Raw genomic sequence first — 23,557 nt, forward strand, 5'->3', positions numbered from 1 at the left:
CAACACCCGGGCGACCCGGCGAAACAATCGCCGCCCGGCCAGATCGATCGGACCCTCGCTGTCGTTTTGTCATCACAACCTCCATTCACTGGCTGTTGCGACGACCGGTTGAGACTGCCCTGCGATCCACGGTCCGAATGATGCACCAGCCCCATGGCCTTGACCGGGCGGCGTTCGTGGACGGCCTGTTCGATGGCATCCAGACCGAACCCGGCATGAGGAGTGGTGCTGACGCGCCATGCTGTTACCCGGAAGGGATTTGCGTCCAAATCACGCAGGGCGACGATGCGCCGGACATACGCGTCGATGACGAAAGCGACAGAGATCGAGCCACGGGAACGCCACTGGTCCGAGTGACCATGGCGAGGGCCTTTCCAAGTGGCGACGGAGGTGAAGTCTGAAACCCAGAGCATGTTCGGCGCAAGCACGCGAAACTGCCGGTTCACGCGGTCCAAGGGGCACGGCAGCTTCTTGTCAGGGATCGTTGTTTTGTGCGGCTTGCCCCGGATAACCCGTTGAATACCCATAGCCTTCATCAACCTCGCCACCGTGCAGCGGGCGACATCCAAGCCCTCCCGCGAGCCCATGCCGCCAGACCTTGCGCACGCCGTAGACCTTCCAGTTGGCGTCGAAAACGCGCTGGATGTGCGGCCGAAGCTCCGCATCCCGCTTCGCACGCTCTGACAGCCGCGCCGGATCGGCAAGCTTCGCCAGATGATCGTAGTAGGTGACAGGGGCGATCGGCAGAACCTCGCAGATCGGCCTTCGCCATTGGGCTCGAACCAATGGCACCTTAAACGGCTTAGCACATGTTTGTCCCGGGGATCGTCCCCTCTCGCGCATGTAAACATGCGCTGCCGGGCAGCGGATGAAGGCGATCATGTCCTGTGTCGGCGGCCGAGCTCCCGCTGCCCGGCAGGCGAATGCATGCATGCGCCGAGAGGGGCCATCGCAAAATAGGCGTTCGCCAGTGGGCTCGAACCGGTAGCGCCTTCACTGGCTCACCCTTGCGCAGGATCTCGTTCGCCCGGCGCAGCTCGCAGTTCTCGCGTTCCAGCGCCTTGATCTTCTCAGCCATCTCGCTGAAGACACCGGCCCGCTTGCCGCTGTTCACCTCGGCCTTGTTGACCCAGTCGTTCAGGGACTGCGGCGCGCAGCCGATCTTCGCCGAAATCGACAAGACCGCCTGCCGGCGCGATCCATCCTGGCCTTGGTTGTCCAAAACCAATCGCACGGCGCGTTCGCGCACTTCGGGGGAAAACGTGTTCGTTGTCTTGCTCATGATGCTCCATCCTACTCAGAAGTTGGAGCCTCCGGCAAACCAGGCGCGGTACAGGAGTGCCGTTTACCATCGAAATGCTGATGACCATCGCCGCGACCGGGGCCATGCTGATCGGTGCCCCCGAGGAAGCCGCTTTGATGGTGTTCCTGTTCACGGTGGGCGAATTGCTGGAGGGTGTCGCCACCAACACGACCCGCGACGGCATCCGCGCTTTGGCCAAGCTGGTGCCCGCCACAGCCCTGCTTGATCATGACGGCCACAGCCACGAAGTCGCCGCCGAAACCCTGCGCCCCGGCCAGATCATCCAAGTGCGCCCCGGCGACCGGATGGCAGTGGATGGCGAAATCGTCTCGGGCACCTCGGGCACCGACGAAAGTGCGGTGGCAGGCGAAAGCATCCCGGTCACCAAAGCGCCGGGGGTCACCGTATTGGCGGGCACGATCAACACCGAAGCCGTCTTGCGCGTCCGTGTGGGGAAGGCCAGCGCCGACAGTACCCTCGCCCGCATCGCCCAGATGGTCGCCGATGCCGAAGCCGCCCGCGCCCCGACCGAGCGCTTCATCGACCGTTTCAGCCGCTGGTACATGCCCGTCATCGTCGGCGTGGCGCTGCTGGTCGCCTTGCTACCGCCCCTGGCGATGGGCGCGGATTGGGGCACCTGGACCTATCGCGCGCTGGCGCTTTTGCTGATCGGCTGCCCCTGCGCACTGGTGATCTCGGTGCCCGCCGCCGTCGCCGCCGCCCTGTCCACCGGGGCGCGGCATGGCCTGCTGATCAGGGGTGGCGCGATGATCAAAGCGATGGCAAACCTGCACACCATCGCTTTGGATAAAACTGGCACCCTGACCGAAGGCCGCCCGGTGCTGACAGACATGCTGCCCACCTAGGGCACCGCTGCCGCCCCGCTGCTGCAACTGGCGGCAACCGTGGAGGCTGGCTCCACCCATCCGCTCGCCAAAGCAATCCGCGCGCAAGCCAAGGCGGGCGGCCTGACCCTGCTCGCCAGCCAAGATGCCCGCGCTTTTCTCGGCAAGGGCGTCGAAGCCATGATCGCGGGCGCGCTGGTGCATGTTGGCGTGGCAGATGCCGCTGACCCGGCGGTCGCCCGGCTTCAGACGGAAGGCAAGACGGTGGTGGAAGTCACCCGCGACCGCATCCGACTTGGACTGCTGGCCCTGTGGGACGAGCCGCGCGCTGAGGCTTCCGAGGCTTTGCAGCAGTTGAAGGCGCTGGGGTTGCAGGCGGTGATGCTGACCGGGGATAATCTCGGCTCCGCCACGGCGGTCGCGACCCGGCTTGGGATACAGGCGCAGGCGGGTTTGCTGCCTGAGGGCAAGACCGCCGCCATTCAAAAGCTGGCGGCACAGGGCGGGGTGATGATGGTCGGCGACGGCATCAACGACGCCCCGGCTTTGCGGCAAGCCAGCGTTGGGGTGGCGATGGGGGCGGGCACCGATGTGGCGCTGGAGACCGCCGATGCCGCGATCCTGCGCAACAAACTGACTGATTTGCCCGCGATGATCCGCCTCTGCTGCGCCGTGATGGCGAATATCCGGCAGAACGTCGCGGTGGCTTTGGGGTTGAAAGCGGTGTTTCTGGTGACCTCGGTGCTGGGCCTGACCGGCCTCTGGATCACCGTGCTGGCCGATACGGGGGCGACCGTGCTGGTCACCCTGAACGCGATGCGGCTTCTGGCGCGGGATCCCCGGAAGGACGGGTGAGCGTCCACGCGTGGACAGAGGGGGGATAGATGCGATTTCAACGGGTTAGGGTATGGGTGTTAGGGAGTTGTTAAGGTTTTGGATGGATGGCCGCAAGGCATCAGCCCAACTGACGAGTGGCTTTCAGATCGGTCAAAGCGGGCGCTACAATAGCGCTTGAGTCAAGTTTTAAGCTTGTCCCGGGTTGTTTCGGGCCTACTCCAATGGAGGCATTTCTATGCAAGATTTTTTCTCTACCGACGCTGGGCAGCGCGCAAGTATGGCCAAACAATACTTAGAAGGCGCGCTGACTCTGGATGCGGCGCAACGTGTGAAAGGTCAGATTCTGTTTCTGCCGACTTTGGCGCTTGCTGGGCATGGATTAGAGTTGATGCTCAAGGCATGTCTCTTTCTGAACGGGAAATCGCCAGCCGAAGTAAAGAAATATGGACACATTATAGCAAAGATGTGTGCACTCGATATTTGTGAACCCATACGAGGTCATGTGTTTGCAAACGCCAGCTGGGTTGCAGCAGAGGAATGCGCGAACGGGGCTTATCCTGATAGTATCAAGGAAGCTGAAGTTTTGCCCTTAATTAAAGAATATGTAATCGCACTCGGAAAACTACACGGCGAGGGCGACTTCCCGCTCCGCTATCCAGTAGATCCAAACCTAGAAGCCCCACGAACACCTTTCTTGGTAAAGTCGCTCTGGGGCGCGGCTGACGATTTGGTAAAGCGTCCATCCGATTTTAGGTTGTCTAACTTTTTAGGAAAGGCATGACACGGGGAACCAACACAGGGCAGCGCCTGATCGCCGGGTGGGCGCTGCAACGCTTGTTCTAGGCGCTTTATGCCTCAACCAACTCCCCAGATGTTCGGCGCGGGAGGCTGCAATAGCGCCTGCCCGTGGGGGCGGTCAGGCGCTGCCCTGCGGCGCGTTCGCGCCTTGATTCCGGGCGGTGGATGGGTTGCTTGGCTGGCCAGTGTAACGGATGCGCCCAAGCAAAAACGCCTGCCCAAGCGAATGGACAGGCGCGCATCTTTGACCCAGCCTTAGAACGGCGAGTCGGGGAAGTAGTAGGCGCTCGCGTTGTCTTTGGTGATCAGCGTCGCATCCAAAGTGAAGGTGCCGCGCATCGGCACTTGGCCGTAGAGGTTGGCGACGGTCATCTCCAATGCGGTGCCCACCATGGCTGGCGGATAGAGCACGTCGACCGGGATCATCTTGTCGCCGTCCATGACCTTCTTGATCATGTCCTTAGAGCCAGCCCCTGCCACGACATATTGAATATCCGTGCGGCCAGATTGCTCAATCGCCTGCAACACGCCAACGGCCATGTCATCATCCTGGCACCAGACCACGTCGATTTTCGGGAATTTGGTCAGGTAATCCTGCATGACTTTGAACGCATCATCGCGGTTCCAGTTGCCGAACTGACGGTCCAGAACCTTGACGTTTGAACCTTCGATACCCTTGTCAAAGCCATCCTGACGGGTCTGGTCGATCGGAATAGGTAGGCCGCGGATCACCACAACTTCGGCGTCCGGGGTGGTGGCTTTGATGTAGTTGCCAGCGGTTTCGCCCAGCGAGAAGTTATTGCCGGCGATGTACAAATCCCGCACCGAGTCATCATTTACCGAAGGTGCGCGGTCGACGATTGTGACGAAGGTGCCTTTGGATTTGATCTCTTTGATCGAATTCACCAGCGGATCGGGATCGCTCGGCAGGATCACCAGCGCGTCAATGCCCTGCGTCTCCAGATCCTGCAAAGCGTTGGCCTGCGACGCCGGATCGGGCGAGGTCTTGACGATGATGTTCAGCCCCGGATGCTGCGCCATCAGCACTTCCGCCACGCGGTTGGCATGGAACACCACGCCAGAGGTCCAGCCATGATCGGCTGCGGGGATCGAGACGCCAATCGTATAGGCTTTGTCCTCGGCAAAGCCCGCCGTGCTGCCCATCGCCATCGCGGCAACGGTCACAAGGCTAAGTAGTCCTTTACGCATTTTATTCCTCCCTTTGGTTGGGTCTGGCAGTGAAGGGCCGGGCGACCCACGCCCCGGCCAGTTATCTCAGGATTTCCGCACCAACGACCGCTGCACCAGCATGGCGATGATGATGATCGCGCCTTGAATGGCGCCGATCAGGTATTCGGAAATGAAATTCGACAGCAGCATGATGTTGCCCACCAGCTCCAGAATGAACGCACCGCAAATGGTGCCCCAGACCCGGCTTGCGCCCCCCTTCAACGCGGTGCCGCCAATGACGACGGCGGTGATCGCTTGCAGCTCCCATAAAATCCCGGTGGTGGCCGAGGTTGACCCCAAGCGCGGCACATAAAGCATCACCGCGATGGCGACGCAAACGCCTTGGATCACGAAAGCCGTGGTGCGGACGCGGTCGACCTTGATGCCGGAATAGCGGGCAACATTGGGGTTCGACCCAACCGCCACCACATGACGGCCATAGCGCATTCGGTAGAGCACGAAGGCGGCGACAGAGGTGACGGCAAGGACAACGATGATCGGCACCGGGATGCCGAGCACCACGCCGAAATAGGCCGGGCGATACAGGTCTTGCTGCTCCGCCGATTGCAGGGTGATCGCGCCGCCTTGGCTCAGCCAAGTGGTCAGCCCGCGATATATCCCCATCGTGCCAAGCGTGGCGATGAAGGGTTCGATCTTACCAACAGTGGTGATCAACCCGTTCGCCAGTCCGCACAAAGCCCCCACCACCAGCGCCAGCAGCATCGCAGCGGCGATCATCATGCCGGGATCAGCGATTGCATTGGAGTTCATGAACAAGATGATCAGGCTGGCGACAAAGGCCACCATCGACCCCACCGACAAATCCAGATCGCCTGAGGAAATTACAAAGGTCGCGCCCACCGCGATCAGCGCGATAAAGGCGCTGCGGGTGGCGACATTGGCAAGATTGTTCAGGCTGATGAAGTTGGAATTCACCATCGCCCCCAGCAGCAGCAGCAGCGCCAGCGCCACAAACGGCGCCACCGCGCGCAAGTCCACATCCTGCCAGCGCCGCTTCGGTTCCACCTGATCTTCGGTTGTCACATTCGCCCCCAATTACGCGACCGCCTTCTGCTTCAAACCCGCCGAATAGCGCATGATTTCCTGCTCGTTGATCTCATCGCCTTCCAGCACGCCAACGATACGCCCCGCCCGCATCACGACGATCCGGGTGCAAAGGCCGATGATCTCGGGCATCTCGGAAGACACCACGATCACCGAACAGCCATCCCGCGCCAATGCCGCGATGAAATGGTATATCTGCTGCTTGGTGCCGACATCGATGCCACGCGTCGGCTCGTCGATGATCAGGATTTTCGGGGTGATCTCCATCACCTTGGCCAGCAGCAGCTTTTGCTGATTGCCGCCCGACATCCGCCCCGCCACCACAGAGGCATCGCGCACCCGAATATCAAAACGCCGCCGAGCGCGGGCCAAAGCTGTGCGCTCACTTGCGGGGCTTAGGTAGCCAAAGCGGCCATGCTGATCGAGCGATTGCAGCGTCAGATTGCTGGTCATATCCGAGCCCAGCAGCAGGCCCTTGGATTTGCGGTCCTTGGTCATATAGGCCAGACCCGCCGCTGCGGTCGCCTGAATATCCCCGGCTGGCATCAAGGCGTCACCAATGCGCACCTCCCCCGAGACCCGCGGATAAAGCCCGGCAATCGCCTCCATCAACTCGGTCCGGCCCGAGCCGATCATGCCGGAAAACCCCAAAATCTCGCCCTTGCGCAGATCGAAATGCGCGTCACGCACATGGGCGGTGTTCAGCCCCACCACCGACAATACCCGCGCCTCATCGACGTTGGGTTCCGATTTCTGCGGATACAGGCTGGAAAGCTCACGCCCCACCATCAGTTGCGCAATCGACTCGCCGTCCAGCATCGCCGTGGGCGCGGTTTTCACCCATTGGCCATCGCGCAGCACCGTCACGCGGTCGGAAAGTTCCGTCACCTCATCCAGCTTATGCGACACGAACACAAAGCTGGTGCCCAGATCGCGCAGCTTGCGCACCTGTTTGAACAAAGCCTCGGTTTCGCCCCGCGACAGCACGGCGGTCGGCTCATCCATGAACACGATGCGCGCGTCGCGGCTGATCGCCTTGGCAATCTCAACCATCTGTTTATCGGCGACCGTCAGCGAGCCGATCACCGCATTTTCGCTGATATGCGAGCCGAGCATATCCAAAACGCGCCGGGTCTCGCGCCGCATATATTTGCGGTCCAGCAGGCCAAAATGCGCAACTTCGCGGCCCAGAAACAGGCTTTCAGTGACGGTCAAATGTTCGGCAAGGTTGAATTCCTGATGGATCACCACGATGCCAAGCGCCTCTGCCGCGCCATTCGGCGGCAATTTGACCGGCTTGCCATCCAGAAAAATCTCGCCCGAGGTCGGTTGTTCAAAGCCAGACAGCACCTTGACCAGCGTCGATTTGCCCGCGCCGTTCTCGCCCATCAGCGCGTGAATCTCGCCGCGCCGCAGGTCGAAATCAACGCTGAACAGCACCTGAACCCCGCTAAAGGATTTGCTGATCCGCTGGGCAGACAGCACGATATCGCCGCGCATCGCGGGCATGATTTGACTATCTTCGTGCGTCGCGGGCATGACATTATCGCGTGCAGCCAGCACAATGTCGCCACCGCCCATAGGCTCTGACTCCATAAATCCCCCCCCTCGCGGCTCCTCTCCGCCCCTTAGGTGTAGTGCTTTGCATTTTTTATGTAAAGGTTTACATTCGACCAATGCATCGTCCGCTTTGCACCTTGTGCCGCACCTCTATAGGCTCCGCTCAAGCAACCAAAGGCCCCGCCCCTTGTCGAATTCCCCCGCCACCATCGAAGATGTCGCGCGCATTGCCGAGGTCTCAATCGCCACGGTATCCCGCGCGATCCATCTGCCCGAGAAGGTCGCGGTCTCGACCCGATTGAAGGTTAACCAAGCGATTGCGCTCACCGGATACACCCCCAACGCGATGGCGCGCTCCTTACGTCTGGGCAAATCCAACATGATTCTGGTGGTCGCCCCCGACATAGGCGATCCGAACTTTTCCAGCATCCTCGTGGGGTTAGAGAATGAGGCCCGCGCACATGGTTACGGCGTGCTTATCGGCCATACCCAGAACGATGCGCAACGCGGCATGGAATATCTTAAATTCTTCAGCTCGAACCAAGCCGCCGGGATGATCCTGTTCACCGGTATCCTGCCCTTCGGCCACCAGTCGATGACCGCCCGCCTGCCGCCTACCGTCGGCGTCTTCGAGCCCGTGTTCAACGGCGGTATCCCCTATGTCGGCGTTGATGACCTTGAAGGCGCGCGCAAAGCGGTGGAGTTGCTGATCGCAGAAGGCCATCGCAAAATCGCCTTCATCGGTGAGAATCGCAGCCGCCTCGCGTACAGTCGCCGTCGCTTGGGGTGTGAGGTTGGCTTGGATGCCGCAGGCATCCCGACCGCCTCTCGCATGGTGATTGACGGCGACGGCACCATCGAAAGCGGGCGGCTGGCGGTCGATCAGTTGTTCCTGCGTGACACCCTGCCGACCGCCTTCATGTGTGTCAACGACCAGACTGCCATCGGGGTGATGCTGGGGCTAACCGCGCGCGGCTACAACGTGCCGCGCGATTTCTCGGTGACCGGGTTTGACGACGTACCGCAAGCCAGTTTCATCCAGCCAAGCCTGACCACCATCCGCCAACCGCGCGGCCTGATCGGCAAACACGCGATGACCCTGCTGTTGCAACTTTTGTCCGACACCCAACCTGAGGAGACCGAGATTCTGCTGCGCCCCGATCTGGTGGTGCGCAATTCGGTCGGCCCGCCGCCGCGCCGGTAGGCGCAAATCGTAAACCACGCCGTTAAGTCAGGCCAAGGCCTGCGGCATCGAACCCGGCTTCGGCAAAGATCGCCAGCAGGCGGGCATCAAAGCTGTCCGCCTGAATATCCAGACAATGCTGGCCGAAATACCAGTACAACGCGCGGGCATAATCCGGCGGATCGGCCAAAGCCCGCGCCAAAGCCGCGCTGAATTCCCCCGGCTGCCGCGCGGTTTCAACAAACGCATGGAAATCCGAGCGCCCGAACAGCACCGCAGGCTTGCCGTGCAGAAACCCCTCCATCGCCGTCGCCGAATTGACCGACGCCGTGGCACAGCAGACCGCCAGAATGTCATGCACATTCGCCCCGGTGGCGATCGGCGTATAGCCCTTCGCGCGCACCGCCGCGATGATCTCAGCGCCCAGTTCTGGCTTCAACGGATGCGGCTTGACCAGTACCGGACGGCCCCCAGCGCCCGCGCAAACCGCCTCAACCATCGCTGCAAAGCTGCAATAGGCCTGCCCATTGCGTTGCGGCGCGGGGCCTTGCAAGAACACCGCAATCGCGCCCTGCGGCAGATCGCTGACCGCACGCGCCTGTTTGTAGCGCGAGCGTCGCGGCACCGTGAAGCGCTGCTGCAACGCGGCCAGATAGGCCGCCGCCGCCGCCCCATCCACCGCCGCCGGATTATAGCGCAAGCCGCCAATCCGGCTCGCCGCTTGAATTCCCACCGGATCAACGTGGAAAAACCCCTCCAGATAGGCCGTCGCCGCGTTCAACACGCCAAGGCGCTGGCCGCTGCCGTTCTCGACGATATGCAGATTGCCATCGGGGCGATAGCGCTTGCCATCGAAGCCCTCAATCAGATCAACCGCCCCGCCCCGCGCCACAATGCAATCGCGAATCCGATTATAAAGCAGTGCGTTGCCTGCCTCTAGCCGCGCCAACATGTAGCCGGGCAGATGCAGCACAACGCGGGCCGTCACAGCCGCGCCTCGACCAGCGCCACCGCCGCCGCAATCGCAGCCGCAATCGGCAGTTCCGAAGTATCAATCATCACCGCATCCAGCGCTGGCTTCAACGGAGCCGCACTGCGCCCCATATCCCGCGCATCACGTTCCATCACTTCGGCCAGCACGCTGGCCACATCGCCGCCAACCTCCAGCCACCGCCGATGCGCCCGCACCTCTGCACTCGCTGTCACATACAGCTTCACCTCGGCCCGCGGGCAAATCACCGTGCCAATGTCGCGGCCATCCAGAACAGCGCCACCCTCCGCACGTGCAAATCGCCGCTGAAACTCCACCAAAGCCGCCCGCACTTCGGGGATCGCCGCGACCACACTCGCCGCCTGCCCTGCGGCCAATGTCCGCAAATCCCCACGTTCCAAATCCGCAGCGACGAGCCCAAGCGCCGCCGCCACCGGATCACCGCCTAACGCGCCCACGGCCCGATAGAGCAGCCCGGTATCCAGATGCGCAAAGCCAAACCGCGCCGCCAAAGCTCGCCCAATCGTGCCCTTGCCCGCCGCCGCAGGCCCATCAATGGCCACTGTAAACTGCATGGTCATCCTCTCTGCGCAAATATCCTGGGGGTTTGGGGGCTAGCCCCCAATTACACCCAGCTAGCCCCCTAACCTAGCTGTCCAACTTGCGCGGCGCTTCCGGCGGATAGGCGTAAGCGTTTGAGACGATCATGCCGCCCTGCTCTAGCACTTCCGACACCGCATCATCTTCCTCGAACTGGAACTCATAGGCGTCGAACGGAAACGCCTTGGCATCCACAAGACCCTCCAGCGAGATGATCACGATGCCCTCGGCCTCGAAATCTTCGACCAACTGCTGCAAAGCTTCGGCAGCGGTTTCGGCCTTGATGACCGCAAGCTGGTAATGCCCGCCATATTCGCCCTCATCCTCATCGGCCCATTCCATATCGAAGGCGTCGATGCAGACCGCATAACAGCCCGAGGCCACGCCATCAGACTCGTCAGGCTCGAACGGATGCGCTTCCGAGACACAAATCTCACCCGAGCCTTGGGCGGTTTCCGCCATGCCATCAATGTCGATTTCAAACGGCAGGATCTCATCTTCAAACGCCTCAACCGCGCCAGCGTGCAATACCCGGTCCAGCCGCAAGCCATTGACGGAAATTGAGTTTGCCAAGGTCGCCAAGGCTTCCGACAAATCCTCGGCGGTCAGCACGAAAAACCGCGCCTCGCCGCCATAATCGGCACCATCGGGCATATTGGCCGGGCCTTCGGGATCAAACACCTCGACCGCCGCATAAAAAGTCCCCATCTGATGCCCTTCCTTTGGCGTAAGAACTGGCCCGAACCCGGGCCTTTGCGCCTCTATACCCCGGCTATTTGCCAAGCGCCACCAACCGCCTCCTGCAGCGCTTGGCTTGTGTAGGGGGTAGGGCGGGGTTCACCCCGCCGCTGCCTTAACCGCGCATCCGTTGTTTTCGCCACAGACTCCACAGCGCCAAAGCCGCCGCGAGGCCAAGGGCTGCGAACTTCAACCCAGTCACCAGTGCCACATTTTCCACATCTGCGGGCAGGCAAAGCCCGCCGCGCAGCAATCCGGCAACTTTGCCATTCTCCACAAGATCCAGCCCAACATAAAGCATCGCCGGCAGAAACCATGGCCAATCCCACCGCCAAATCGGCAAGACCAGCGTGGCGGCAAGACAAAACATCAGCAGGCTATCGACAAGGTGCAGCGGCCCAAGATAGATCGCCTTGGCGGCAGGGGTCAGGCCCGCGAGATAAGTCTGGGCCTCTCGAAAACCGTAAAGATGCAGATCAAACGGCGGCAGATCACCGACATAAACCTGCGCCGCGTAGTGTCGCCAAACGCCATAGGCCAGTGCTGCGGCAATCGGCAAAGCCCAATACAGATATTTCATCCCGCCTCCCCGCCACTGTTGCGGCAAGGCGATCATGTCCTGCCGGTTCGGTCAAGCCAGCGATATCAAAAGTTGAGACCGCCTTAGATCGGGCCTACCCTAATCCTGCTGCCCGCCCTGCCGCAATGTAGCACCCAAGCCGGTCATCAAGCCCTCAAAAATCGGGAACGAGGTCACGATGGGTGAGGCATCATCGACCGAAACCGGGTTTTTCGCGGCCATCCCCAACACCAGAAACGACATCGCAATCCGGTGGTCAATGTGGGTGGCACAGGTCGCCCCACCGGGCACCCCGCCCGCGCCCATGCCGTGAACGATCAAGGTATCCTCGTCCTCCTCAATCGTCACCCCGCAAGCCTCAAGGCCCCGCGCCATCGCGTCGATGCGGTCGGATTCCTTGACCCGAAGTTCCTTCACGCCCCGCATGATCGTCTTGCCCGCAGAGCAAGCCGCCACCACCGACAAGATCGGATATTCATCAATCATCGACGGCGCGCGTTCTGGCGGCACCTCAATGCCCTTCATGTTGTCACTAAACCTCACCCGCAGGTCCGCCACCGGCTCGCCCCCCTCGGTGCGCGGGTTCTGAAACTCAATCTGTGCGCCCATCTCGACCAGCGTCAGATAGAGGCCATTGCGGGTCAGATTCTGGCTGACCCCGGGAACAAAGATATCAGACCCCTCCACGAGCAGCGCCGCGCAGACCGGAAACGCCGCCGAAGATGGATCGCGCGGCACCGCTACCGTCTGCGGTCGCAGTTCCGGCTGGCCGGTCAGGGTGATGACATTGCCCTCGTTGGTTTTTTCCACCGTCAACTGAGCGCCAAACCCCAGCAGCATCCGCTCGGAATGATCCCGCGTCGGTTCGCGTTCAATCACCACCGTCTGCCCCGGCGCGTTCAGACCCGCCAAGAGCACCGCCGATTTCACCTGTGCCGAAGCAACTGGCAAAGCATAGCGGACGGGAACCGGATGGGCCGCCCCCACCACCGTCATCGGCAAGCGCCCACCTTTGCGCCCGTAAGCCTGCGTGCCGAACAGGCTGAGCGGATCGGTCACCCGCCCCATCGGCCGTTTGCGCAAGGACGCATCCCCAGTGAAGGTCGCGGTCATCGGCGTTGTCGCCATCGTGCCCATGATCAAGCGCACCCCGGTGCCGGAATTACCGCAATCAATCACATCGCTGGGTTCCTGAAAGCCACCCACGCCGACACCATGCACCGACCAAGCCCCCGGCCCATGCTGCAAAACTGTCGCGCCAAACGCCCGCATCGCTTTCGCGGTATCCAGCACATCCTGACCTTCCAACAGCCCGGTGATCTTGGTCTCGCCCACCGCCATCGCGCCGAAAATCAGCGCACGGTGGCTGATCGACTTATCACCCGGCACCGAGGCGGTGCCTTTCAGCGGCCCGGATTTCGAGGCGGTCATCGGTTGGGCTACGGCATGGGCGGACATCGGCACTCTCCTGCGCGGAATTTGCAAGCCTGATAGCGCAAGCAAGGGCCGGGGTCCACGGTTGACCTGAAAAGGGCTGCGCACTTGGCCCCCATCGAGGGGGCCGCGCACGCTGCTGCCGCTGCACCGTTCGGCTGCCATTGCACCGTACGAAAGCGGCTTGTGCTTTAGGCTTTAGACATCTTCCCAGCGGGGAATGACTTGTGCTTCTGCGTCGATATAACGTCAAATTCCACAATATGTTGTGGTTTGAGTTGATATCAAAGATGTTCGAAGTTATTTTTCAACCAGAAATTGCGGCAATCATGGCTGCCCTAAACTGCCTTGTCTGTCAGATCATGACCCGCCAATTTCACCGCCAGCGCCTGTTGGCGATCTGTTGCCTCCGGCGGGAGTATTTCAGAAAGAGCAAATACGAAGCGCTTCTTGGATTTGCTCTTTCTGAAATACTCCCGCGCGGAGCGCATCCGACTGGTGTTTCAGGCGTTGCGCTGGAAAGTCAGGTAATGCGGCGGGCGGCCTTCGCGCAGGGCTTTTTGCTCGTAGCGGGTGGAAAGCCAATCTGTCCATGGTTGGTCGCCCTGTTCCAGCAGGGTGAAGCCCGCTTGCGGGACTTCTTCAAGGGTTTGGCGGACATAATCGGGGATGTCGGTTGCGACGCGGAATTCGGCACCGGGTTGCAGAGTACGAGCGAGGGCTGCGAGGTAGCCTTGCGTCACAAAACGGCGGCGGTGGTGGCGGGCTTTCGGCCAGGGGTCGGGGTAATTCAGGAAGGCTTTGGCGATCGAGGCCGGGGCCAGCACGTCGAACAGGTCGCGCACATCGCCGGGGTGGATGGCGAGATTGGTGACGTTTGCGGCGCGGATTTTGCCCAAAAGCATGGCGATGCCGTTGACGAAGGGCTCGCAGCCGATGATGCCGATCTCGGGGTAGGTGGCGGCAATGTGGACCAGATGCTCGCCGCCGCCGAAGCCGATTTCCAGCCAGAGGGGTTTGGCTGCAAAGCGGGAAAGATCAATCGGCGCGCGTTCGGGGTTATCCTCCCGCGTCACACCGGGCAGGCTGAGGCGGCTCAAGTCTTCCTCAAGATAAGTCTTCTGGCTGGCGCGCAGGGTTTTGCCATGCACGCGGCCGTAGAAATTGCGGCGTTCAACGGGATCATACATGGCTTTGGCCTCGTGGTTGGACTGCCGCCTCTAGCCTTGGTTTGGGGCTTACGTCAACCCCGGCCCCGGTAGGGGGCGACGCCTTGGTCGGGCAGCCAGACGCCCTCGGGCGGGGTTCCGGTCTGCCAGAACACATCAATCGGGATACCGCCGCGGGGGAACCAATAGGCCCCGATGCGCAGCCAGACCGGATCGAGCAAAGCGACCAGCTTCTTGCCGATGTCCAGGGTGCAATCTTCGTGGAATGCGCCGTGGTTGCGGAAACTGCCGAGGTAGAGTTTCAGCGATTTGCTCTCAACCAGCCAGTCGCGCGGCACATAGTCGATGACGATATGGGCGAAATCGGGCTGGCCGGTCATCGGGCAGAGCGAGGTGAACTCGGGGGCGGTGAAGCGCACGCAATAGAGCGTGCCGACATGGCCTGCGGGCACTTTCTCCAGCACCGCTTGTTCGGGGCCTGCGGGCAAAGCCGTGGCCGCACCAAGCTGGGTGAGGCCGGAGGTATCTGTGCTGGTCATTCTGCTATCCTGTCGGTGAAGCGGCCGGGGTAGCGCCGCTGGGTCAAGCCGTCAAGCCGGGGTTCAGCCGCGCTGGATCAGCGCAAGGCCGCCAACCATTGCCACCAGCCCCGCCGCGCGGGTGACGGTGACGGTGTGGACAGCTGCCCCGAACAGGCCAAAATGGTCAATCAGGGTGGCCGCGATCATTTGGCCCAGCAAGACGCAGAACACAGCATTGCCAACGCCAAAGCGCGGGGCGACCCAAGTGATGGAAAAGGCATAGAACGCCATCAGCAGACCGGCGAGCAGCAGATACTTCGGTTGCACAGAGACCGTGGCCAGCGCAGGCGCTTGGCCGGATAGCAAAAGCAATACCGAAGCGGCTGTAAATCCGACCGAGAACAACACAAACCCAGCCGCCACCGGCGCACCAAGCCGTGATCCAAGCTGGCCGTTCAACGCCGCCAGAATCGGGATGCCGATGCCCGCCAGCAGCATCCACAGAGCATAGCGCAGGGACTCGGTAGACATTTCATCCTTACCTTCGTTCAAAAACCTGACCGCGCTAGGGCAGTTGTATTCCGGCCATAGCGCCGCGAATGGAAATGGCGGCACGTTATGCACCGCCATTTTCGTCTCTCTGTGGCAACGCGGCCGAGTGGGGGCTCGATGCCCCCCGAAGCCGCACCCGTTTCAGGTCAAACCGCGGCTTTTAGCGCGTCGATCAGATCGGTTTTCTCCCACGAGAAGCCACCATCGGCTTCTGGCGCGCGACCGAAATGGCCATAGGCGGAAGTGCGGGCGTAGATCGGCTTGGTCAGGTGCAGATGCTCGCGGATGCCCCGCGGGGTCAGATCCATGCAGGCGGCCACAGCGCGCTCGATCACGTCATCGGGCACAACGCCGGTGCCGTGGGTGTCGACATAGATCGACTGCGGCTCGGCCACGCCAATCGCGTAGGACACCTGCAAGGTGCAGCGCTCCGCAAGGCCAGCCGCGACGATGTTCTTCGACAGATAGCGCGCGGCATAGGCCGCCGAGCGATCAACCTTGGTCGGGTCTTTGCCCGAGAACGCACCGCCGCCATGCGGGGCCGCCCCACCGTAGGTATCGACGATGATCTTGCGTCCGGTCAGGCCCGCGTCGCCATCCGGCCCGCCGATCACAAACGTCCCCGTCGGGTTGACGTGCCAGACCGTCACCTTGGTCAGCCATTCAGCGGGCAGGATTTCGCGGATATAGGGTTCCACAATGGCGCGGATATCGGCGGAGGATTGCTTTTTGTTGGTGTGCTGGTGTGACAGCACAATCGAGGTGACTTCCACCGGCTTGCCATCGACATAGCGCAGCGACAGCTGGCTTTTGGCGTCCGGGCCCAAGGTGGGTTCCGCGCCGGATTTGCGCACTTCGGCCAAACGCTTCAGGATCGCATGGGCGTATTGGATCGGGGCTGGCATCAGTTCCGGCGTCTCTCGGCAGGCATAACCGAACATGATGCCCTGATCGCCCGCGCCGTCTTTATCAACGCCCTGTGCAATATGGGCGGATTGTTCATGCAGGTAGTTGTGAACCTTGATCTTTTCCCAATGGAACTTTTTCTGCTCGTAGCCAATGTCCTTGACGCAAGCGCGCACGATGTCTTCGACACGGCCGACCATCTCGGCGGTCTTCTTTTCAGTCGAGAGCCCGACCTCACCGCCGACAACCACGCGGTTGGTGGTGGCAAACGTCTCACACGCCACGCGTGCGTTCGGCTCTTCGGTCAGGAAGGCATCAAGGATGGCATCTGACACCCGGTCGCAAAGTTTATCAGGATGGCCCTCGGACACGGATTCCGAGGTGAAAATGTAGTTTTGGCGGCTCATGGGGACGTGCTCCGTTGGGTTATCCTCGCACGCCAGGAAGCCGTTGTGCGGGTTTTATTGGCTTGCCTTAGACCCAATGCAGCACAAAGGTCAAGGGTGGGACCGTTTGCGGGGCCGGATCAGGCATGCTGCGAGTCCGGCCAGCAACACCAGCAGCGGCATTTCGCCGAAACGCGCGTAGGGGGTGATCGGCAGAGCGGCGGGGAGGGCGGCGTCCAGATATCCCGCGATTTCGAACGGCAGGCTGGCGGTGACGCGACCACGCGCGTCGTACACCGCCGTCACGCCGGTATTGGCAACACGGACCAGCGGCAGGCCCTGTTCAATCGCGCGCAGCCGAGCTTGGGCAGCGTGTTGGAACGGCCCGGTCCAATGGCCGAACCACGCGTCATTGGTGATTTGCAGCAGCCAGTCGGGGCGCTCGGTGCCGCGCAGGTCTTGCGGGAACACCGCCTCGTAGCAGATCAGTGGCAAAGCGCGGCCCAGTTTTGGGCCAAGGTTCAGCAGTTGCGGGCCGGGGCCAGCCATATAGCCATTGCCGACCTGCGACGCAAAAGCCGAGATATTGGCCCATTGGAACAGAGCATCGCCGAACGGGATATATTCGCCAAACGGCACCAGATGATGCTTGTCGTAGGTTGCACTTGTCATGCCGTCGGGTTCGATCACTGCCAGGGAGTTCCACGCTTTGTCACCCTCTACCCGCTGCATCCCGATGGCCACGGGGGCACCATCGCCCGCAGAAGCGATCATGCTGCCGATTTCGGGGTGCAGGTCGAGCAGATAGGGCAAGGAGGTTTCCGGCCAGATCACCAGATCAGGCGTCGGTTTGGCGGCGGTCAGGCTGAGCAGGCGGTCAAAGAATTGCTGGGCAAGCGCTGGGTCCCATTTCGCCTGCTGTTCGGCATTGGGCTGCACAAGCCGCAGAGTGACGGCGCGATCAGCGGGCATCGGTTGGGCGAGGGTCCAGGCGCCGTAACCCCATGAGGCGGCGAGGGTTGCGACGGCAAGGCTGGCGGGCAACGGTTTGCGCAGAGCAAGGCCTGCGACAAGCAGGGTGGTCAACAGCGACAGCCCGCTTGGCCCAAGATAGGCCGCCAGTTGCGCCACCGGGGTGTCAATCCAGATATGGCCAATCAGCGCCCATGGAAACCCGGTCAGCACATAGCCGCGCAAAAGGTCGGTGGCAGCGAGTGCGACGGCGAAGCCCAAGGTGGCGTTGCGACTGTAGCGGCTTAAAAGCCCCGCCAGCGCCCAAAACAGCGCCATGCCAAACGCCATCAACGCCAGCGCAAATGGGGCCATCCAGCCATCGCGCGCCGCATCGACCATGAAGGGCTGCACGATCCAATTCAGCGCCGCTGCGAAATAGCCCGCGCCCGCGAGCCATGCCAGCCAGACCGGAGCGGAGCTGCGCCCGATCAGCCAGCACAAAGCGGCCAAGGCGGGGAGGCTGAGATACCACGCGCCAAGCGGGGCTTGCCCGCAGGCCGTCAGAACGCCCAGCAAGGCTGCATAGCCCACGGCACGCAGACCGGGCCAGCCTGCCCTGATCCTGCGCAGCATGTTAACCTTCGACCTCGGGCACCGCTGGCTCGGTCGCCGCGGGATTGCGCACCACCGGCGCTATCGCCCCCGGCAGCCGCACCCGCAGGCGTTTGATCCGGCGCGGATCGGCGTCCAAAATCTCAAACTCCGCCCCGGATTCATGTGGCACGATCTCACCCCGCACTGGCACCCGGCCCGTGCGCAGAAACACCAGACCGCCCAAAGTGTCGATATCCTCGTCATCCTCGCCATTGCGCAGGGTCATGCCAATGGCAGCCTCGAAATCATCCAGCGACACCGTGGATTGCGCCACGAACACGCCCGGAGATTCTTCCTTCCACAGCGCGCCTTCCACTTCGTCATGCTCGTCTTCGATTTCCCCGATAACGGTTTCGATCAGGTCCTCGATGGTCACCAAGCCGTCAACGCCACCATATTCGTCGATCACCAAAGCCATATGCACCCGGTCGCGCTGCATCTTCTGCAACAAAGTCGCGGCGGGCATTGAGGGCGGCGCGAACAACACCGGGCGCAGCAGTTTCTTCAGCGAGAACCGCCCCGAGGCGCCAAAGCCGTGCTGCAGGGCCAGATCCTTCAGCAGCACAAGGCCCTGCGGATGGTCCAGCGTGCCTTTGTAGACCGGCAAGCGCGAAAAGCCATGCTGGCGAAACGCCTCAACCAGATCATCCTTGCCAATGTCCAGCGGCACGGCGGCAATCTCGACCTTGGGGATGGCGACATCATCAACCCGCAAGCGCCGCAGATTGCTCAAGCCCAACAACCCACCATTCGCAGGCGTCGAAGTCGCCGCTTCCTCGTCGCCCTCGCTGCTGTCAGAGGAGTTGAAGGCGGACAACAGCCGCCCGAAGAATCCGCGTGGCGAGGCCTCGGCCTCATCGGCATCCGCGCGCGCCCTTGGCGCTGCGGGTAACCCGTCGTTGCTACTGGCCATTGGTCCTTGTTCCAAAACGCCCCGAAGGGCCGATGCTGTCAGTATGGGTCAGAAAGCCCCAGACGCGCAAGTATCCGCACCTCGGTGGACTCCATCAGATCACCGTCCACCGCGCGGATGTGATCATAGCCCAACAGATGCAAAAGCCCATGCACGATCAGATGCGTCACATGATCGGCCATCGGCTTGCCCGCTTCGGCAGCCTCACGCGCGCAGGTATCATAAGAGATCGCGATATCGCCCAGGGATTCGGGATCGTCCGCAGCACCGGGGTCTGGCAGATCGGGCACTTCGCCCGCGTCAGCGCCACGTTCTTCCGACGGCCAGCTGAGCACATTGGTCGGCTTGGCCTTGCCGCGAAAATCGCCGTTAAGTTCCAGAATCCGTGCATCATTGCAGCCCATTAGGCAGAGGGTAAAGCCTGCCTCCGGCAAGCCCAGTTCCGCAAAAGCCGCGCGCACGGCGGGTTCCGCCAGCGTCTCCAACCCGAAGGCCTGCCAGCGGTCATCCTCGATGACGATATCAACAAGTGGTTCCATGCCGCCTAGGTATAGCGGCTGAGCGCGCTCATCAAGCCTGTCAGCTTTCTTCGCTTAAAATGGCACAACCCGTGCCACGCTGCGAAGAAAGCCGTCAGGCTTGAGGAGCCGCGCGGATCAGCCCTGCGCTTCGTCGCGCTCGTAAGCCTCGATCACGCGGGCAACCAAGGGATGTCGCACCACGTCTTTCGAGGTGAAATAGTTGAAGGTCACGCCCTTCACCCCTTTCAGGATGCGTTCAGCATCTTGCAAACCCGACGCCGTGCCGCGCGGCAGATCGACCTGCGTGCGGTCGCCGGTGATCACCATGCGCGAACCCTCGCCCAGACGGGTCAGGAACATCTTCATCTGCATCGTGGTCGCGTTCTGCGCTTCATCCAGCACCACGAAGGCATTCGACAAGGTGCGGCCCCGCATAAAGGCCAACGGCGCGATTTCGATCCGCTTGTCTTCCAGCAGTTTCTGGATCTGCTTGGCGGGCAGGAAATCGTTCAACGCATCATACAAGGGCTGCATATAGGGGTCGATTTTTTCCTTCATATCGCCGGGCAGAAAGCCCAAGCGCTCACCCGCTTCCACCGCCGGACGCGACAGGATGATTTTTTCCACCGCACCGGAAATCAGCATGGTCACGCCCACCGCCACCGCGAGATAGGTTTTGCCCGTACCAGCCGGGCCAATACCAAAGCCCATCTCATTGGCGAAAAGGTTTTTCACATATTCCTTCTGCGCCTCGGTCCGCGGCTCAATCGGCTTTTTGCGGGTGCGCAGTTCGATGCCACCGCCGGTAAACATCTCAATCTGATCAGAGGCTTCCAGTTTGGTATCCGGCATTGGCCGCCCCATCCGCATCGCGCCGTCAATATCGCCTGCCGCCACGCTGCGGCCCTGCTCTAGCCTTGCATATAAAGACCGTAGCACCGCCGCCGCCTGTTCACGTGCGGCCTTGTCACCGATCACGGACAAGCGGTTGCCCCGTCGTAGCACATGCACCCCCATCTGGTGCTCGATCTGCGCCAAATTGCGGTCAAACTCGCCGCAAAGGCTGATCAAAAGCCGGTTATCGGGAAATTCGAGGACAGTCTCGACAATATCCTCGGAACGGGTCGGGGGCGTTAGCGCGCTGATGCCCAAAGGGATCTCCTTGCGGTTCAGGTGACGTCTAGATGGAGTGTAGACCTGCCAAAGACTCTGGCAAGGACAACCTGCATGGTCTTGATATCAAAGTGATGACAGCGACATCTTTGCGCAAGAACCGGGCAATAAAAAAAGACCACGGAAATCTCCGTGGCCTTTGCTGTGTTTTCGCCTGCGCGCGCTAATGTTAGCGGACGTTCGGAACCCAGTCTTTGATCGGTGCCGACGAAGTCTGGTAATTGCCCAGCACGGTTCCCGGCGGATAGTGGTTGTTGCAGACCGGCAGGCCAGACACCGGGTCATAGCGGCGACCCGAATAGCCTTCGATGCCATCATCCATGATCCAGCCTTGGCAACCATCGGGGTCATAGGCGATGGCGGCTTCGCCCTCGACCAAACCGGCGCTGTCGCGGCCCGAGTCATGCGCGGTTGCGATCACCGTGTTGGGTCCCGCTGTGTAGGGCACCAGACCAGCCCCTTCGCAGGCGCTAAGGCTGATTGCAGCAAGGGCCAGAAGCGGGAGAGCTTTGAGTTTTGACATGTTCATCACCATCACCACTTGTAGCAGACGACTTCGACGCGGCGGTTTTGCTGCATCCCTTCGGCGGTTGCGTTGGTGGCGCGCGGCTGACGCTCGCCATAGCCAATCTCACGATCCACCATCGCGCCGACCGAGCGGGCAACAGCGGCCACCGAAGCAGCGCGGCGCTGCGACAGTTTGATGTTGTATTCATCTGACGCACGACTGTCGGTGTGGCCATAGATTGCGTAGCCGAATGCGCCTGCACCTTGGAAGAAATCGGTCAAGTAGCGGCGGCCATAAGCGGTCAGCTTCGAGCTGTCGGTGGCAAACAATGTGTCGGTGTTTTGCACCAGACAGGTGTTGCGCTTCAGACAGACCGGCTTGCCTGTTTTGGGGTTAACGCGGTCGAGCATGTAGCCCTCGGCACCACCATCAGCCCACCAGTGCATACAGCCGTCGTCATCGACCCAGACGCCCCATTCGATCTTGCCAGCGATCTGCGGCGCGGTCTGTGCCATCGCCCCACTTGCCATCATCAGGCCGGCGGCCATTGCCGCGCCCCCGATTGCCATTCGCACTGCTCTGGAAAAACGCTCCACTATGGCAGCTCCCCTTTAACCATTCGGAATTCACATAGATATGAGCGAAGGTTTGCCGACGCGGACTTGTGAAGTAAAGCAAAATCTATGGGTTTGTGGCTTTTTGAAGACTAATTGTTGCGTGTTCGTCAATAAAATTGGCAATGCCCAGGCATTGCTGACGCAGTGGAAACGATGCTGATTTTGCGGCAATCAGGAAATACGCGCGCCTGCCAAAGAGTTGGAGGATGAAGCTAAGATTCTCACCCGAACCATCTCGCCAACGCGGCCGTGCGGGTCGTTGACGAACACCGCGTGCAGGTGATCCGACTTGCCAATCATCTGCCCGGCTTCGCGCCCGGCTTTCTCGTAGAGCACGCCAACTTCACGCCCGACCATCGCCGTTTGCATCCCGCGCTGTTGTTCGGTGATCAGGGCTTGCAGGACCTGCAGGCGGGCATCGGCGACGGCGCTGTCGATCTCGGGCTTTTCCGCCGCAGGGGTGCCGGGACGGGCGGAGTATTTGAAGCTGTAGGCCATGCCATAGTTTACCGTGCGGATCAGCGACAGAGTGTCTTCAAAATCCTGATCGGTCTCACCCGGAAAGCCGACGATGAAATCTGATGACAGCAGGATATCGGGCCGCGCGGCGCGGATGCGTTCGATCAGGCGCAGATAAGCTTCGGCGGTGTGCTTGCGGTTCATCGCTTTCAGGATACGGTCTGATCCCGACTGCACGGGCAGATGCAGATAGGGCATCAGTTTCGGCTCATCGCCATGCGCCGCGATCAGATCGTCTTCCATATCGTTGGGGTGGCTGGTGGTGTAGCGGATGCGCTGGAGGCCATCGACTTTCGCCAGTTCGCGGATCAGGCGCGACAGGGTCCAACCATCCCCATGATAGGCGTTCACATTCTGCCCCAGCAGCGTCAGATCGCGCACGCCTTTTTCGACCAATCCCCGCGCTTCGGTGAGAATACGCTGTGGATCACGCGATACCTCTGAGCCACGGGTATAGGGCACCACACAGAAAGCGCAGAACTTGTCGCAGCCTTCCTGCACTGTCAGAAACGCCATCGGGCCACGGCTGGCTTTACGCTCGGGCAGCAGATCAAACTTATCTTCCAGCGGGAAATCGGTATCGACCTGCGGCGTGCCCGCCCGCGCCATTTCGGGCAGGCGGTGATAGGATTGCGGGCCAACGACCAGATCAACAATCGGCATCCGCCGCATGATCTCGGCGCCTTCGGCCTGCGCCACGCAGCCCGCCACGCCGATTTTCAGATCGGGCCGTGCCAGTTTCAGCTTTTTCAGCCGGCCCAGATCGGAATACAGCTTTTCGCCCGCTTTTTCGCGAATATGGCAGGTGTTCAGCAGCACCATATCGGCATCTTCGGCGCTATCAGTCGCCACGTAGCCATCCGCGCCCATAGCCTCGGCCATACGCTCGGAATCATAGACGTTCATCTGACAGCCGTAGGTCTTGATGAACAATTTCTTCGGATCGGCCATGGCGCACCTCTGTATGGCTTGGCACTTATGCCAAAGTGGCACGCTTCGC

General features: G+C 61.3%; 21 protein-coding genes, 3 pseudogenes and 1 riboswitch. Of the genes and pseudogenes, 3 read left to right on the forward strand and 21 right to left on the reverse strand.

What is annotated here, in order from left to right; genetic code table 11:
- Positions 1–140 precede the first annotated feature (140 nt).
- Both ACP7AP_RS20200 and ACP7AP_RS20205 read right to left on the reverse strand, forming a co-directional pair.
- Positions 141–939 (reverse strand): annotated as a pseudogene (locus ACP7AP_RS20200) (IS3 family transposase); the annotation flags it as partial.
- 70 nt (positions 940–1,009) lie between these two features.
- Positions 1,010–1,282, reverse strand: a pseudogene (locus ACP7AP_RS20205) (transposase); the annotation flags it as partial.
- Positions 1,283–1,335: 53 nt separating this feature from the next.
- Between ACP7AP_RS20205 and ACP7AP_RS20210 the strand changes: the two are divergent.
- Together ACP7AP_RS20210 and ACP7AP_RS20215 are read left to right on the forward strand one after the other, a co-directional pair.
- Positions 1,336–3,003, forward strand: a pseudogene (locus tag ACP7AP_RS20210) (heavy metal translocating P-type ATPase); the annotation flags it as partial.
- 217 nt (positions 3,004–3,220) lie between these two features.
- Positions 3,221–3,766, forward strand: coding sequence for a hypothetical protein (locus ACP7AP_RS20215; RefSeq protein ID WP_426037096.1), 546 nt, complete (start codon positions 3,221–3,223; stop codon positions 3,764–3,766).
- A 272-nt stretch (positions 3,767–4,038) separates the two neighbouring features.
- Here the strand turns inward: ACP7AP_RS20215 and ACP7AP_RS20220 are convergent, their stop codons facing one another.
- From ACP7AP_RS20220 to ACP7AP_RS20230, 3 genes are all read right to left on the reverse strand, one after another.
- Complete coding sequence (locus tag ACP7AP_RS20220) at positions 4,039–4,992, reverse strand: substrate-binding domain-containing protein (protein WP_426037098.1); 954 nt, start codon at positions 4,990–4,992, stop codon at positions 4,039–4,041.
- 66 nt (positions 4,993–5,058) lie between these two features.
- Entirely contained in the window at positions 5,059–6,057 is a 999-nt protein-coding gene (locus tag ACP7AP_RS20225) for an ABC transporter permease (protein WP_426037100.1), read from the reverse strand.
- A gap of 12 nt (positions 6,058–6,069) precedes the next feature.
- Positions 6,070–7,578 carry a sugar ABC transporter ATP-binding protein gene (locus ACP7AP_RS20230; RefSeq protein ID WP_426037158.1) on the reverse strand — a complete coding sequence of 503 codons (1,509 nt, stop codon included), beginning with the start codon at positions 7,576–7,578 and terminating at the stop codon, positions 6,070–6,072.
- 247 nt (positions 7,579–7,825) lie between these two features.
- Here ACP7AP_RS20230 and ACP7AP_RS20235 point away from each other — a divergent pair, with 247 nt between their 5' ends.
- Positions 7,826–8,842 carry a LacI family DNA-binding transcriptional regulator gene (locus ACP7AP_RS20235; RefSeq protein ID WP_426037102.1) on the forward strand — a complete coding sequence of 339 codons (1,017 nt, stop codon included), beginning with the start codon at positions 7,826–7,828 and terminating at the stop codon, positions 8,840–8,842.
- A gap of 22 nt (positions 8,843–8,864) precedes the next feature.
- Here ACP7AP_RS20235 and ACP7AP_RS20240 read toward each other — a convergent pair whose 3' ends face one another.
- The 16 genes from ACP7AP_RS20240 to miaB all read right to left on the reverse strand — a co-directional run bounded on the left by ACP7AP_RS20240 (position 8,865) and on the right by miaB (position 23,508).
- Positions 8,865–9,809, reverse strand: a complete 945-nt coding sequence (locus ACP7AP_RS20240) for a hypothetical protein (RefSeq protein WP_426037104.1) — start codon at positions 9,807–9,809, stop codon at positions 8,865–8,867.
- Positions 9,806–10,387, reverse strand: a complete 582-nt coding sequence (locus ACP7AP_RS20245; protein ID WP_426037106.1) for a (d)CMP kinase — start codon at positions 10,385–10,387, stop codon at positions 9,806–9,808. Before ACP7AP_RS20245 ends, ACP7AP_RS20240 begins: the two co-directional genes overlap by 4 nt.
- Before the next feature lie 73 nt (positions 10,388–10,460).
- Positions 10,461–11,120, reverse strand: a complete 660-nt coding sequence (locus ACP7AP_RS20250) for a hypothetical protein (RefSeq protein WP_426037108.1) — start codon at positions 11,118–11,120, stop codon at positions 10,461–10,463.
- A gap of 145 nt (positions 11,121–11,265) precedes the next feature.
- On the reverse strand, positions 11,266–11,730 hold the full coding sequence (locus ACP7AP_RS20255) for a hypothetical protein (protein WP_426037110.1): 465 nt from the start codon (positions 11,728–11,730) through the stop codon (positions 11,266–11,268).
- Positions 11,731–11,829: 99 nt separating this feature from the next.
- A complete protein-coding gene (aroA, locus tag ACP7AP_RS20260) occupies positions 11,830–13,188 on the reverse strand; it encodes a 3-phosphoshikimate 1-carboxyvinyltransferase (protein ID WP_426037112.1) in 1,359 nt (452 codons plus the stop codon).
- A 479-nt stretch (positions 13,189–13,667) separates the two neighbouring features.
- Positions 13,668–14,354 (reverse strand): tRNA (guanine(46)-N(7))-methyltransferase TrmB, encoded by a 687-nt coding sequence (gene trmB, locus ACP7AP_RS20265; RefSeq protein WP_426037114.1) that lies wholly within the window; start codon positions 14,352–14,354, stop codon positions 13,668–13,670.
- A 53-nt stretch (positions 14,355–14,407) separates the two neighbouring features.
- A complete protein-coding gene (gene queF, locus ACP7AP_RS20270) occupies positions 14,408–14,872 on the reverse strand; it encodes a preQ(1) synthase (RefSeq protein ID WP_426037116.1) in 465 nt (154 codons plus the stop codon).
- A gap of 63 nt (positions 14,873–14,935) precedes the next feature.
- A complete protein-coding gene (locus tag ACP7AP_RS20275) occupies positions 14,936–15,385 on the reverse strand; it encodes a DMT family transporter (protein ID WP_426037118.1) in 450 nt (149 codons plus the stop codon).
- Between the two features lie 167 nt (positions 15,386–15,552).
- Positions 15,553–16,719, reverse strand: coding sequence for a methionine adenosyltransferase (gene metK / locus ACP7AP_RS20280; RefSeq protein ID WP_426037120.1), 1,167 nt, complete (start codon positions 16,717–16,719; stop codon positions 15,553–15,555).
- A 7-nt stretch (positions 16,720–16,726) separates the two neighbouring features.
- Positions 16,727–16,774: riboswitch (SAM-SAH riboswitch) on the reverse strand.
- Between the two features lie 35 nt (positions 16,775–16,809).
- Positions 16,810–18,285, reverse strand: a complete 1,476-nt coding sequence (gene lnt, locus ACP7AP_RS20285) for an apolipoprotein N-acyltransferase (RefSeq protein WP_426037122.1) — start codon at positions 18,283–18,285, stop codon at positions 16,810–16,812.
- A gap of 1 nt (position 18,286) precedes the next feature.
- A complete protein-coding gene (locus tag ACP7AP_RS20290; protein WP_426037124.1) occupies positions 18,287–19,219 on the reverse strand; it encodes a hemolysin family protein in 933 nt (310 codons plus the stop codon).
- A 38-nt stretch (positions 19,220–19,257) separates the two neighbouring features.
- Positions 19,258–19,758 (reverse strand): rRNA maturation RNase YbeY, encoded by a 501-nt coding sequence (gene ybeY, locus ACP7AP_RS20295; protein ID WP_426037126.1) that lies wholly within the window; start codon positions 19,756–19,758, stop codon positions 19,258–19,260.
- A gap of 117 nt (positions 19,759–19,875) precedes the next feature.
- On the reverse strand, positions 19,876–20,892 hold the full coding sequence (locus tag ACP7AP_RS20300; protein ID WP_426037128.1) for a PhoH family protein: 1,017 nt from the start codon (positions 20,890–20,892) through the stop codon (positions 19,876–19,878).
- A gap of 190 nt (positions 20,893–21,082) precedes the next feature.
- Positions 21,083–21,436 carry a hypothetical protein gene (locus ACP7AP_RS20305; RefSeq protein WP_426037130.1) on the reverse strand — a complete coding sequence of 118 codons (354 nt, stop codon included), beginning with the start codon at positions 21,434–21,436 and terminating at the stop codon, positions 21,083–21,085.
- Positions 21,437–21,447: 11 nt separating this feature from the next.
- The gene (locus tag ACP7AP_RS20310; RefSeq protein ID WP_426037132.1) at positions 21,448–21,969 is read right to left on the reverse strand and encodes an OmpA family protein; all 522 of its coding nucleotides are present in this window, start codon (positions 21,967–21,969) and stop codon (positions 21,448–21,450) included.
- Between the two features lie 240 nt (positions 21,970–22,209).
- Positions 22,210–23,508, reverse strand: a complete 1,299-nt coding sequence (miaB, locus tag ACP7AP_RS20315; RefSeq protein ID WP_426037134.1) for a tRNA (N6-isopentenyl adenosine(37)-C2)-methylthiotransferase MiaB — start codon at positions 23,506–23,508, stop codon at positions 22,210–22,212.
- Positions 23,509–23,557 lie beyond the last annotated feature (49 nt).

The sequence above is a fragment of the Cypionkella sp. TWP1-2-1b2 genome (genome assembly GCF_049896245.1).
GTDB lineage: Bacteria > Pseudomonadota > Alphaproteobacteria > Rhodobacterales > Rhodobacteraceae > Cypionkella.

Bases quoted from the DNA above. Each gene is read 5' to 3' on its own strand.
- ACP7AP_RS20215 (WP_426037096.1), top strand. From the start codon at position 3,221: ATGCAAGATTTTTTCTCTACCGACGCTGGGCAGCGCGCAAGTATGGCC.
- ACP7AP_RS20220 (WP_426037098.1), bottom strand. From the start codon at position 4,992: ATGCGTAAAGGACTACTTAGCCTTGTGACCGTTGCCGCGATGGCGATG.
- ACP7AP_RS20230 (WP_426037158.1), bottom strand. From the start codon at position 7,578: ATGCGCGGCGATATCGTGCTGTCTGCCCAGCGGATCAGCAAATCCTTT.
- ACP7AP_RS20245 (WP_426037106.1), bottom strand. From the start codon at position 10,387: ATGCAGTTTACAGTGGCCATTGATGGGCCTGCGGCGGCGGGCAAGGGC.
- ACP7AP_RS20250 (WP_426037108.1), bottom strand. From the start codon at position 11,120: ATGGGGACTTTTTATGCGGCGGTCGAGGTGTTTGATCCCGAAGGCCCG.
- ACP7AP_RS20255 (WP_426037110.1), bottom strand. From the start codon at position 11,730: ATGAAATATCTGTATTGGGCTTTGCCGATTGCCGCAGCACTGGCCTAT.
- aroA (WP_426037112.1), bottom strand. From the start codon at position 13,188: ATGTCCGCCCATGCCGTAGCCCAACCGATGACCGCCTCGAAATCCGGG.
- trmB (WP_426037114.1), bottom strand. From the start codon at position 14,354: ATGTATGATCCCGTTGAACGCCGCAATTTCTACGGCCGCGTGCATGGC.
- queF (WP_426037116.1), bottom strand. From the start codon at position 14,872: ATGACCAGCACAGATACCTCCGGCCTCACCCAGCTTGGTGCGGCCACG.
- ACP7AP_RS20275 (WP_426037118.1), bottom strand. From the start codon at position 15,385: ATGTCTACCGAGTCCCTGCGCTATGCTCTGTGGATGCTGCTGGCGGGC.
- metK (WP_426037120.1), bottom strand. From the start codon at position 16,719: ATGAGCCGCCAAAACTACATTTTCACCTCGGAATCCGTGTCCGAGGGC.
- lnt (WP_426037122.1), bottom strand. From the start codon at position 18,285: ATGCTGCGCAGGATCAGGGCAGGCTGGCCCGGTCTGCGTGCCGTGGGC.
- ACP7AP_RS20290 (WP_426037124.1), bottom strand. From the start codon at position 19,219: ATGGCCAGTAGCAACGACGGGTTACCCGCAGCGCCAAGGGCGCGCGCG.
- ybeY (WP_426037126.1), bottom strand. From the start codon at position 19,758: ATGGAACCACTTGTTGATATCGTCATCGAGGATGACCGCTGGCAGGCC.
- ACP7AP_RS20305 (WP_426037130.1), bottom strand. From the start codon at position 21,436: ATGTCAAAACTCAAAGCTCTCCCGCTTCTGGCCCTTGCTGCAATCAGC.
- ACP7AP_RS20310 (WP_426037132.1), bottom strand. From the start codon at position 21,969: ATGGCCGCCGGCCTGATGATGGCAAGTGGGGCGATGGCACAGACCGCG.
- miaB (WP_426037134.1), bottom strand. From the start codon at position 23,508: ATGGCCGATCCGAAGAAATTGTTCATCAAGACCTACGGCTGTCAGATG.